This window comes from Mesorhizobium sp. HAY1-8B (assembly GCF_056868045.1).
The window spans coordinates 1348481-1359967 of the sequence record NZ_CP200321.1 but is presented as its reverse complement, the minus strand read 5'-3'; the positions used below and the strand labels follow the sequence as shown (position 1 = coordinate 1359967).

Annotated in this window: 12 protein-coding genes and 1 riboswitch; of the genes, 9 read left to right on the top strand and 3 right to left on the bottom strand. The window is 61.7% G+C overall.

The window, feature by feature from the left end; all coding sequences use genetic code 11:
- Positions 1-61 precede the first annotated feature (61 nt).
- The 4 genes from AC1VON_RS06785 to AC1VON_RS06770 are packed head-to-tail and all read left to right on the top strand — an operon-like array spanning position 62 to position 5045.
- Complete coding sequence (locus tag AC1VON_RS06785; protein ID WP_172347347.1) at positions 62-1075, top strand: carbohydrate ABC transporter permease; 1014 nt, start codon at positions 62-64, stop codon at positions 1073-1075.
- A 1-nt stretch (position 1076) separates the two neighbouring features.
- Positions 1077-2231 (top strand): carbohydrate ABC transporter permease, encoded by a 1155-nt coding sequence (locus tag AC1VON_RS06780; RefSeq protein ID WP_483121103.1) that lies wholly within the window; start codon positions 1077-1079, stop codon positions 2229-2231.
- Between the two features lie 4 nt (positions 2232-2235).
- Positions 2236-3900 (top strand): beta-galactosidase BglA, encoded by a 1665-nt coding sequence (gene bglA, locus AC1VON_RS06775; RefSeq protein WP_483121101.1) that lies wholly within the window; start codon positions 2236-2238, stop codon positions 3898-3900.
- Positions 3901-3932: 32 nt separating this feature from the next.
- On the top strand, positions 3933-5045 hold the full coding sequence (locus tag AC1VON_RS06770) for an ABC transporter ATP-binding protein (protein ID WP_483121099.1): 1113 nt from the start codon (positions 3933-3935) through the stop codon (positions 5043-5045).
- A 73-nt stretch (positions 5046-5118) separates the two neighbouring features.
- On the opposite strand, the gene AC1VON_RS06765 is transcribed toward AC1VON_RS06770, so the two are convergent.
- From AC1VON_RS06765 to AC1VON_RS06755, 3 genes are all read right to left on the bottom strand, one after another.
- Positions 5119-5355, bottom strand: a complete 237-nt coding sequence (locus AC1VON_RS06765) for a DUF680 domain-containing protein (protein WP_172347351.1) — start codon at positions 5353-5355, stop codon at positions 5119-5121.
- 68 nt (positions 5356-5423) lie between these two features.
- Positions 5424-5627 carry a DUF680 domain-containing protein gene (locus AC1VON_RS06760; RefSeq protein ID WP_140770226.1) on the bottom strand — a complete coding sequence of 68 codons (204 nt, stop codon included), beginning with the start codon at positions 5625-5627 and terminating at the stop codon, positions 5424-5426.
- A gap of 72 nt (positions 5628-5699) precedes the next feature.
- On the bottom strand, positions 5700-5900 hold the full coding sequence (locus tag AC1VON_RS06755) for a DUF680 domain-containing protein (protein ID WP_056569087.1): 201 nt from the start codon (positions 5898-5900) through the stop codon (positions 5700-5702).
- Between the two features lie 494 nt (positions 5901-6394).
- Positions 6395-6595: riboswitch (cobalamin riboswitch) on the top strand.
- Positions 6596-6711: 116 nt separating this feature from the next.
- On the opposite strand from AC1VON_RS06755, the gene AC1VON_RS06750 reads away from it, so the two are divergent.
- From AC1VON_RS06750 to AC1VON_RS06730, 5 genes are all read left to right on the top strand, one after another.
- Positions 6712-7959 carry an aromatic ring-hydroxylating oxygenase subunit alpha gene (locus tag AC1VON_RS06750; protein WP_483121096.1) on the top strand — a complete coding sequence of 416 codons (1248 nt, stop codon included), beginning with the start codon at positions 6712-6714 and terminating at the stop codon, positions 7957-7959.
- Positions 7960-7979: 20 nt separating this feature from the next.
- On the top strand, positions 7980-9080 hold the full coding sequence (locus AC1VON_RS06745; protein ID WP_483121094.1) for an FAD-binding oxidoreductase: 1101 nt from the start codon (positions 7980-7982) through the stop codon (positions 9078-9080).
- Between the two features lie 143 nt (positions 9081-9223).
- Entirely contained in the window at positions 9224-9655 is a 432-nt protein-coding gene (locus AC1VON_RS06740) for a PqqD family peptide modification chaperone (protein WP_172347354.1), read from the top strand.
- A gap of 33 nt (positions 9656-9688) precedes the next feature.
- On the top strand, positions 9689-10738 hold the full coding sequence (locus AC1VON_RS06735; RefSeq protein ID WP_483121092.1) for a serine kinase: 1050 nt from the start codon (positions 9689-9691) through the stop codon (positions 10736-10738).
- Positions 10735-11487: a glycosyltransferase family 2 protein gene (locus tag AC1VON_RS06730; protein ID WP_483121090.1), complete on the top strand. Its 753-nt coding sequence runs from the start codon at positions 10735-10737 to the stop codon at positions 11485-11487. Before AC1VON_RS06735 ends, AC1VON_RS06730 begins: the two co-directional genes overlap by 4 nt.

Sequence of the window (11487 nt, the reverse complement as noted above, 5' to 3'; positions counted from 1 at the left end):
ACGAAATCGGTGCATCCAATCGCCAGCACTGCCTGGCCGATCATGCGCAGGGAGAGGGACCATGGCGGCTCAGATTTTCTCGGCCATATTTGTCATCATCATCGGCGTCGGCGGCTGTGTCGCTTATTTCTGGGGCGCCAACAAACTGCTCGACCTGACCTTCCCCTCGCGCGGGGTTTCCGGCACGGCCGCCGTCAACAATCTGCGCCGGCAGGGCCTGATACGGCCATGGCTGTTCGTCGGCCCGGCGCTGATCATTCTCACCATCTACCTGATCTACCCCGTGATCGCGACACTGTGGCTCTCCTTCCTCGACCGCGGCGGCGAGAACTTCGTCGGCTTCGCCAACTACGAGTGGGCGCTTCGCGATCAGGATCTGCGAAACTCGATCCTGAACAACATCCTTTGGCTGGCCGTGGTACCCGCCGCCTGCACTTTCCTCGGGCTGATCATTGCCGTGCTCACCGACAAGATCTGGTGGGGCACGATTGCCAAGAGCCTGATCTTCCTGCCGCTGGCCATCTCCTTCGTCGGCGCCAGCGTGATCTGGAAGTTCATTTACGAATATCGCGGCGAGGGCCAGGTGCAGATCGGCCTGCTCAACGCCATCATCCAGCATTTCGGCGGCCAGCCGCAGGTGTGGATATCGCTGCCGTTCTGGAACAATTTCTTCCTGATGATCATCCTGATCTGGATCCAGACCGGTTTTGCCATGGTCATCCTGTCCTCGGCGCTGCGCGGCATTCCGGAGGAGACGCTGGAGGCCGCCGTCATCGACGGTGCCAACCCGTTCCAGATCTTCTGGAAGATCATGGTGCCGCAGATCTGGGGCACGATCGCGGTTGTCTGGACCACCATCACCATCCTGGTGCTCAAGGTGTTCGACATCGTGCTGACCATGACCAACGGCCAGTGGAACAGCCAGGTCCTGGCCAATCTGATGTTCGACTGGATGTTTCGCGGCGGCGGCGATTTCGGCCGTGGCGCGACAATAGCCATTATCATCATGATCGCGGTCATCCCGATCATGGTCTGGAACATCCGCCAGGCGAACAAAGAGACGGGAGGGCACTGAAATGGCCGTCGCGACCGGAAATTCCTTCGCCAGCCGTTTCGGCGTCCATATAGCGGTGCTGGTCTTCGTGGCGATCTGGACCATTCCGACACTCGGCATCCTGGTCTCGTCGCTGCGCGACAAGGACCAGATCGTTGCCTCCGGCTGGTGGAATTCATTCGCCAGTTCCAGCCAGACCGAGGCCGGGCGCCTGCCGCCCGCCTCGGCGCAGACCCAGAAGGACGGCAAGTTCGTCCTCGAGGGCAACATTTTCGGCGACGGCGCCAGGCGCAGCATCAGCGCCTTTGGCGTCAAGGCGGCGGCACCGACACAGTATCCGGCCGGCACATCGGCAGACTTGGGTGACGGCGTGACGTTGCAGGTCAATGCCGACGGCAGCTTCGTCATGGCCTCGCCCAAGGCGTTCGAAGGCGATCGTGGCCAGCGCGTCTACTATGCCTCTTCGGCACCGCCGAAATTCACCACCGACAACTACCAGACCGTGCTGTTTTCGGAAGGCATCGGCCGCTCGTTCATGAATTCGCTGACCGTCACCATCCCGGCGACCGTCATTCCGATCCTGATCGCCGCCTTTGCCGCCTACGCGCTGGCCTGGATGCGTTTTCCTGGCCGTGCGCTGCTCATCGCGGTCATCATCGGCCTCCTGGTGGTGCCGCTGCAGATGTCCCTGATCCCGCTGTTGAAACTCTACAACGGCGTCGGCACTTTCTTCGGCGTGCCGTCGAAGACCTATCTCGGCATCTGGCTGGCGCATACCGGCTTCGGCCTGCCCTTCGCCATCTATCTGCTGCGCAGCTATATTGCCGGCCTGCCGCGCGAGATCATGGAATCGGCCCGCATCGACGGCGCCAGCGATTTCGAGATCTTCGTCAAGATCGTGCTGCCGCTGTCCTTCCCGGTGCTGGCCTCCTTCGCCATCTTCCAATTCCTGTGGGTATGGAACGATCTGCTGGTGGCGATGGTTTTCCTCGGTACGGCACCCGACCAGATCGTATTGACAGCCAAGCTCAATGCGCTGCTCGGCTCTCGCGGCGGCAACTGGGAGATCCTGACCACATCGGCCTTCATCACCATCATCGTGCCGCTGATCGTCTTCTTCTCGCTGCAGCGCTATTTCGTCCGCGGGCTGCTTGCCGGCTCGGTGAAAGGAGGCTGAAACCATGCAATCCGCTTTGAAGGCCAACTCGAAGCCTGACCTTGCCGTCGATCGCGACTGGTGGCGAGGGGCTGTGATCTACCAGATCTATCCGCGCAGCTACCAGGATTCGAACGGCGACGGGATCGGCGACCTCAAGGGCATTATCGGGCGGCTGGCCTATATCGCCGCGCTCGGCGCTGACGCCATCTGGATCTCGCCCTTCTTCAAATCGCCGATGAAGGATTTCGGCTACGACGTCTCGGACTATTGCGACGTCGACCCGATGTTCGGCACGCTGGCCGATTTCGATGCGCTCACGGCGGAGGCGCATCGGCTGGGTCTCAAGGTGATGATCGACGAAGTGCTGTCGCACACAGCCGACAGCCATCCCTGGTTCAAGGAAAGCCGGTCGAGCCGCACCAATCCGAAGGCGGACTGGTATGTCTGGGCGGACGCCAGGCCGGACGGCACACCGCCCAACAACTGGCTGTCGATCTTCGGCGGATCGGCGTGGCAGTGGGACACCAGCCGCCAGCAATATTACCTGCACAATTTCCTTGCCGAACAGCCCGACCTCAACTTCCACAACCGCGAAGTCCAGGACGCGCTGCTCGACGTCACCCGCTTCTGGCTGGAACGCGGCGTCGACGGCTTCCGCCTCGACACGATCAATTTCTACTTCCACAGCCAGGGCCTGGAAAACAATCCGCCGCTGCCGCCTGAACAGCGCAACGACCAGACAGCGCCAGCGGTCAATCCCTACAACTACCAGGACCATCTTTACGACAAGAGCCGTCCGGAAAACCTAGGCTTCCTCGAACGCTTCCGCGCCTTGCTCGATGAATATCCGGCGACCGCCGCGGTCGGCGAAGTCGGCGATTCGCAGCGCGGTCTGGAAGTCGTGGCCGCCTATACCGCCGGCGGCAAGCGCGTGCACATGTGCTATTCCTTCGACTTCCTGGCGCCGGAAAAGATCAGCGCGGCCAAGGTCCGCTCGGTGCTGGAAGCCTTCGGCAAGGTCGCCAGCGACGGCTGGTCGTGCTGGGCGTTTTCCAACCATGACGTGATGCGCCCGGCCTCGCGCTGGGCTGCCGATGAGGCCGACCCGACCGCCTATCTCAAGGTCATCTCGGCATTGCTGATGTCGCTGCGCGGCTCGGTCTGCATCTATCAGGGTGAGGAGCTCGGGCTCGGCGAGGCCGAATTGCGCTTCGAGGATTTGCAAGATCCCTATGGCATCCGCTTCTGGCCGGAATTCAAGGGCCGCGACGGCTGCCGCACGCCCATGGTGTGGGATGGCAGCGCCAAGAATGGCGGTTTTTCCCAGGCAAAGCCGTGGCTGCCGGTGCCGGCAAAACATCTGGCGCAGGCGGTCAATGTGCAGCAGGGCGACCAGGCTTCGCTGCTCGAACACTACCGGCGCTTCCTCACCTTCCGCCGTGCCCATCCGGCGCTGGCCAAGGGCGATATCACCTTCATCGAAAGCGAGGGCGAAACCGTCGCGTTCACGCGTCGGGCGGGCAATGAGCAAGTCGTCTGCGTCTTCAACCTCGGCGCCAAACCGGCCAAGGTTGACCTTGGCGGCCCATCACTGCAACCTTTGCCGGGACACGGGTTTTCCGGACAGGCGAGCACCGGTTCGATCGAACTGGGCGGTTACGGCGCCTGGTTCGGGCGCATCGACTGAATCTTTTTTGAGCGATCACTGGGAGGAAACCAATGGCCGATGTCAATTTGAGACAAGTGAAGAAGTCCTACGGCAATCTCAACATTCTCCACGGCATCGACCTCGATATCAAATCGGGCGAGTTCATCGTCTTCGTCGGTCCATCGGGCTGCGGCAAGTCGACCTTGCTGCGTTCGATCGCCGGGCTCGAGGAAATCACTTCGGGTGAGCTCAAGATCGACGGCGAGGTGGTCAACGACGTGCCGCCGTCGAAGCGCGGCATCGCCATGGTGTTCCAGTCCTATGCGCTCTATCCGCACATGACCGTCTACGACAACATGGCGTTCTCGATGAAGATCGGCAAGGAGAACAAGGCCGAGATCGACCGCCGCGTGCGTCAGGCGGCGGAAATCCTGCAGCTGACCAAGTATCTCGACCGGCTGCCCAAGGCGATGTCGGGTGGCCAGCGCCAGCGCGTCGCCATCGGCCGCGCCATTGTGCGCAATCCGAAAGTGTTCCTGTTCGACGAGCCGCTCTCCAACCTTGACGCCGCACTGCGCGTCGCCACGCGCATCGAGATCGCCAAGCTCAAGGAATCGATGCCCAAAACGACCATGATCTACGTCACTCACGACCAGGTCGAGGCGATGACACTGGCCGATCGCATCGTCGTGCTCAAGGACGGGCACATCGAACAGGTCGGCACGCCGATGGATCTCTACAAGAAGCCCGGCAATCTGTTCGTCGCCCAGTTCATCGGCTCGCCGGCCATGAACATCCTGCCGGCGACGATCGACAAATCAGGCAGCCCGACCGTCGTCAGCCATGTCGGCGGGCGCAAGGCTACGGTGCCGATCACGACGCCGGCCTCGGCGAAGGGTACGGCTGTAAGCTTCGGCGTGCGGCCGGAGGACCTGATCATCGCCACCGGCGCGGATTATCTGTTCGAGGGAACGGTCGATTACGTCGAGCAGCTCGGCGAGGTTCAACTGGTCTATGTCGACATCGGCCGCGCCGACCTGCCTCTGGTGACCAAGCTGCCGGGCAATGTCGAGGTCAAGCGCGGCTCGACGCTGCGGCTGACAGCCAATGCCGAGGACTTGCATATCTTCGACACGGACGGGCGGTCCTTCGCGCTGCATGAAGCGGAAGCAAAGGCGGCTTAAGATGCCTGTCTGGACGGCAAAAAAAGAGCGGCGGGCAAGGCCCGCCACTCTTTTTTAGGATCGACTTTGGCTGTTAGTGGCCGAAGAGATTCCGGTCAGCGCCCTGGGGTGCCGACTTCTGCGCGTCGCCCGACGAATTGAGCAGCTTATAGACGGGCGAATCGCCGTTGCGGATCGAAGCCGTACGTGAGTTGTCGACCGAAGTCGCGGCAGGCTGGTTGGCGCCATTGGAGCCGTAGTTGTCGCTGCCGGCGAAAGCGCTGCCGGAGAGAGCCAGAACGGCGGCGGCAGCAATGATGATCTTGTTCATTTCAAGTCTCCTGAATTTCAAGTTTCAACGGGGCGGCAGGCGGGCCCGCCACCCCGGAGAATCGGCTGTTAGTGGCCGAAGAGATTGCGGTCGGCACCCTGAACAGGTGTCTGGGCAGCCGGTTCCGACTTCTTGATCGAAGCGGTGTAAGAGCTGTCGGTCGAAGTAACAGCGGGCTGGTTGGCGCCATTGGAGCCATAGTTGTCGCTGCCGGCGAAGGCGCTGCCGGAGATAGCCAGAACGGCGGCGGCAGCAAGGATGATCTTCTTCATTTCAAGTCTCCTGAATTCTTCGAGTTCCGCCAAGGCGGCGAGCCGAGCCCACCGCCTGCTGGAAATCGACTGTTAGTTGTTGCCGAAGAGGTTGCGATCGGCACCCGTGACAGGCGCCTGAGCAGCCGGCTCCGACTTCTTGGTCGAAGCGGTATACGAACCGTCGACGGCAGCAGTGGCTGCAGGTGCATTCGAACCATAATGATCGCTACCAGCGAAGGCGCTGCCGGAAATGGCCAGAAGGGCGGCGGCAGTGAGAACAATCTTTTTCATTTTTGGTACTCCAGTATTTTTCCGTCCGTCTAGCGGCGTGTCTTGGGATTAAAATCGCGTCGTTCGGACAGCCCCGATGTGGGAAAGCCAGGTGGCCGTTTCCAATCACGAAGTTGTTCCGTGTGGACCAAGAGTCCACCACTTGAAATTGTACCAAAGCCTTCCGGATCAAACATTTTTCTTTTTGATATCAATCGATTAGATAAAATCAGCAACGCGATCACCTGATGTATCGCAGGCCCAGCGTTCACACCATGCTGTACGCACCGTCAACAGAAACGAACCGTTCGGTTCGATTTTAGAATCTGCTAATAGTCACTTTTCGAAACCGTTAACCTTTCTTGCTTCGATTCCGGGGCGATTTCGATAGCCGGCACCGTCTCCACCGAGACACGTTTCGTGGCCGTTGTTCCCGGCCCGCCCGCTGCGCAAGCGTGTCGCGCCACATGGATGCGATGTCGCTTTCATGCCGATGTGGCATGCGCTGTCGTGATTAGATCATGACCATCTCAGGTGCCGCTTCGTGACGACGGGGCGGAGAATTGGGAAGCCGGTCAAAGTCCGGCGCTGCCCCCGCAACGGTGGTGGAGTTCAAGTCGCAACGGGAGACCACTGGGCGAAAGCCTGGGAAGGTGTAGCGACCGTCCGAAAGGACACTCCAGAGCCCGGAAACCAGCCCGAGATTTTTGAACTCGACTGATCGCGGTGGGCGGTCAAGAGGTGGATAGTGCATGACCGGCGCTTCGCCGGGACTGCATCCGATCCTTCCTCCATCACCACCATAGTCAGTCCTTAAACACGAGGACAGGACATGGATGTGCGCAACGATATGCTGAGGCTCCTGGACAGCCGCAGAGAGGGTTTCTCGCTCGAACAGCCCTTCTACACCGACCCGGACTATTTCAAGCTCGACATGGAGCTGATCTGGTACCGCGACTGGCTTTTCATCGGCCATGATTGCGAATTGCCCAAGCCCGGCAGCTTCATCACCGTACAGGTCGGCGACTACCCGGTCGTGCTGGTGCGCGATCAGCAGGGCAAGATCAACGCCTTCCACAATTCCTGCCGCCATCGCGGAAGCCGGGTCTGCAACACGGACAAGGGCACGGCCGCCAAACTTGTCTGTCCCTATCACCAGTGGACCTATGAGCTCGACGGTCGCCTGCTGTTTGCCCGCCAGATGGCCGACGGTTTCGACAAGAGCCAGTTCGGGCTGAAGCCGGTCGCCTGCGAAAGCGTTGCCGGCTACATCTTCATCTGCCTGGCGAAGGAGCCAGCCGACTTCGCGCCGATGCGGGCGATGATCGAACCCTATCTCAAGCCGCATCGGCTCAGCGAGGCAAAGATCGCCTTCGAGAGCACCATCGTCGAAAAGGGCAATTGGAAGCTCGTCTGGGAAAACAACCGAGAGTGCTATCACTGCGCGGGCAATCATCCGGAGCTGTGCAAAACCTTCCCGGAAGCACCGACCGTGACCGGCGTGCAAGGCGCCGACAGCGATCCGGAGATGCTGGCGCACTGGGCCAAATGCGAAGCGGCCGGCCTGCCGAGCAAGTTCCGTATCGACCCGGCGGGGCAATACCGAGCCACGCGGGCGCCGCTGCTGCGCGATGCGGTCAGCTACACGATGAACGGCAAGCGGGCGGTGAAGAAGAACCTCTCCGACAGCGTCTCGGCCGACCGTATCGGCACATTGATGCACTATCACTACCCGACGACCTGGAACCATATCCTCATCGACCATGCCGTCACCTTTCGCGTGCTGCCGATCAGCGCCACCGAAACCGCCGTGACGACCAAGTGGCTGGTGCACAAGGATGCGGTCGAGGGCGTCGACTACGATCTTGCCGAGCTCACCCATGTGTGGACCGAGACCAACGATCAGGACCGCCGCATCGTCGAGGAAAACGCCCTCGGCATCCTGTCGCCGGCCTATGAGCCCGGCCCCTATTCGGAGCTGCATGAGGGCGGCGTGATCCAGTTCGTCGACTGGTACGCCCGCTTCATCGGCCCGCGCCTCGCCGAAGGCGGCCGGCCGGCGCTGCGCAGCGTCGCCTGAGAGGTTGAGGGATGAATGCGATGACCGACCTTGGCCTCTATCGCCATCTCGATCAGATGGCGCCCTGGAACGACAGGCTGCAGGTGCTGGAAGTGATCGGCGTCAGCGACGAGGCGCCTGACGTCAAGACCTTCACGTTCCGATCCGACAACCAGACCTGGTTCCGCTACAAGCCGGGCCAGTTCGTGACGCTGGAGCTACCTGTACCGGACGGGCCGCTGATGCGCACCTATACGCTGTCCTCCTCTCCGTCGCGGCCCTTCTCTATCGCGGTCACGGTGAAGGCGCAGGCCGGCAGCATCGGCACGCGATGGATGTTCGATCACCTGACACCCGGTTCGCACGTCAAGGCCTATGGGCCGAGCGGCGACTTTTCGCTGCACAGCCATCCGGCGGCCAAATACCTGTTCATCTCGGCCGGGTCCGGCGTGACGCCGATGATGTCGATGCTGCGCTGGCTGAACGACTGCGCGCCATGGACCGATGTCGGCTTCGTCAATTGCGCGCGTCGCGCCGAAGAGATCATTTTCCGCAAGGAGCTTGAGCTGCTCGGCGGTCATATGCCAGGCCTGTCGCTGGGCTTCATGATCGAGGAGCGGTCAAGCCGCGAGGGCTGGTATGGCCATATGGGCCGTATCGACGCCATCCGGCTGCCATTGCTGGCGCCCGATTTCCGTGAACGCGAAATCTTCTGCTGTGGTCCGGACCCTTTCATGCGCGCCGTGCGCGGCATGCTGGAAGCCGCCGGCTTCGACATGACGAAATACCACCAGGAGAGCTTTGCCGCACCCGCGGTGGAGGAGATCCCGGCGCCGTTCGCAACGCCGGCGCAGGATGGCGTGGCCGTTCCCGTCGAGGCCGCAACGCAGATCCGCTTCGCGCTTTCGGACGTCGACGCCGAATGCGTCGCCGGCCAGACCGTGCTGCAGACGGCGCGTGCCTCTGGCGTGCGGATACCCGCGGCCTGCGAATTCGGCCTGTGCGGAACCTGCAAGGTGAAGAAAGTCTCCGGTGCCGTCGAGATGAGCCACAATGGCGGCATCCTAGATCACGAGATCGACGACGGCTTCATCCTCGCCTGCTGCTCGAAGCCGCTATCGGCTCTCGAAATCGAGGCGTGATCGGCTTGCGCTCCAACTGATCGCCAAAAGTGCCGGCACCCTGCCGGCGCCGGTTGCCTTGCCAAGAAAGAACCGAGCGTTTACAGGCGTTGTCAGTGGAAGCGATCCCGCTGGCGGGCGGGAATTGTGAAGCGGGGGCAACAATGACGCATGATTGCGACACCTATGCGGTTGCGAGCAGGGACATCGTCTTCGAATCCTTCGATGGCGAGGCCGTCGTGCTCAACCTTGCGAATGGCAAGTATTTCGGCTTCTCCGATTCCGGCAGCAGGGTTTGGCAGGCGCTCTCGTCCGGGGTCAACACCCAAGCCCTGATCGGGCTGACCGCCGGTGGCTCGACACTGGGCGCGGCGGAACTCGAACACTTCATCTCGCAACTGCTCGAAATGGGGTTGCTGGTGCGTTCAGATCAGGTTGCGCAAGCGCTGCCGGACGAGCTATCCGCCGAGCTTGCCGCCACGAACGAACCGCTCAATGTGAGCATTCACGACGACCTCGCCGACCTGATCATCGTGGATCCCATCCACGAGGTCGAGGAACCCCTCGGCTGGCCGGCGGTCAAGCAGGCATCCTGACGAGCCGGCTGCGTCCGAGATAGAGGGCGCTGGATGCCGCGCGTCACGCTCGAAACCTTGCCGGATTACGCACGGTATCTCATCACCGCCGCGGAAGAAGCCGCTGCACATTATCCGGCCCCGCTGACGGTCCGCCTGCCTCGACTGGAGCTGACCGCGCATGTCCGTCCCGGTGTGCTCGCGGATGCGCTGGGCCACGCCTTTGTAGAGGCCCATGATGGCCTGACGGCACCGGCGGCATGCCGTATCTTCATCGCTCATCCTGGCATCGGCGGCATCCCTGAGCCGGCAAGGTGGGGCGACGCGCATTTCACCGAATACGGCTTTGCCGAACGGCTCGCCAGGGACGGGCTGCGTGGCCACTATTTTCACGATCTGGATTTCTGGCAGGTCTACGATCCGCAACGCCGCATTGGCGTGCAGCTGATGGCGTCGGCCGATGCCTTCCCGCCCTGGGAGCCAACAGCGCCACTGCGGGCCTTCCTGCATTGGGAATATGCGGCGCGCGGCATGCGGCTGACCCATGCCGGCACGCTCGGTGCCAATGGCAAGGGCGTGCTGCTTGCCGGTGCGGGTGGCGCCGGCAAATCCGGCACCGTCGCCGCCGGTCTGCTCAACGGGCTCGACAGCGTCGGCGATGACTATGTGCTGATCGATCTCGCCGGTGGCGTAACCGCGCGGCCTCTGTTTTCAACGCTGAAGCAGGATGCGCGCGGTTTCGCGCGGCTGGGCCTGAAGCAGCGGCTGGGGGTCGAGAGCCCCTTGAACTGGCAGGGCAAGCACACTTTTCACATTGTCGACATAGCGCCGCGGCCGGTACCCCCGGCGCTAGACATCGTTGCGCTGGTGGTGCCACATATCGGCGGTGGCGAGGCGAGTTCGATCGTGCCGGTGTCGCGGCGAGACGCCATGATAGCGCTGGCGCCGTCGGGCATCATGCAGATGCCGGGGGAACGCGAAAGCGGCTTTCGTTTCTTCGGCGATCTTACTCGCCTGTTGCCAAGCTACCGCCTGTCCTTGGGAACACATCCCGAGGAGATCGCCGGCACCATTGCGGATTTTCTAACGCGGGTTGCTTCATGAAGTTGAGCGTGATCATGCCTGTCTACAACCGCGAACGCTATGTCGTTTCGGCATTGCGCTCGCTGGTGCGTCAGCGCGACGCCGCCGATCTCGACATCATCGTCATCGATGATGGCTCGACCGACGGTTCGGCGGAGGCCGTGCGCTCGATGATGGGGGAGAACCCCTGCATCCGCCTGTTTCGGCAGGAGAACATGGGCGTGACCAGGACCCGCAACGCCGGCCTCAAGCTGCTCAAACCGGAAACGGAGCTCGTGTCGTTCCTCGATTCGGACGATGTCTCGCCGGTCGGACGATTCAAGGCCGATATTGCGTTCTTTCAGGCCGACCCCGGTCTTGAGCTCACCTATTCCCTCATGATGTTGGTCGACGGCATCGACGACGACAGGCTGGAACCCGAGCCCGGCAGCCATTTCATGACCGTGAGGGGAATTCATCTGTCATCGGGCATTTTCTCGCGCAAGCTCGTCGATCGGATCGGCGGCTTCGACGAAGCCTTCCACCAGGCGGAGGACACCGACTATCTGCTGCGCACCTTTGAAAGTGGACCCAGATTCGTCACGCCGGATACCGTGGCGCTCTATTACAGGCGTCACCCCGGCAACATGACGAAGCAGGCCGACACATCCCTTCGGGAATTCATGCGAGCCATCCACAAATCGATGCGACGGCGCAAGGCCGACCCCTCCTTGCACGGCGTCGAAGGCATCTTCGATGTCAAAGAACTCGCCAATTGGCGGTTCATGTAG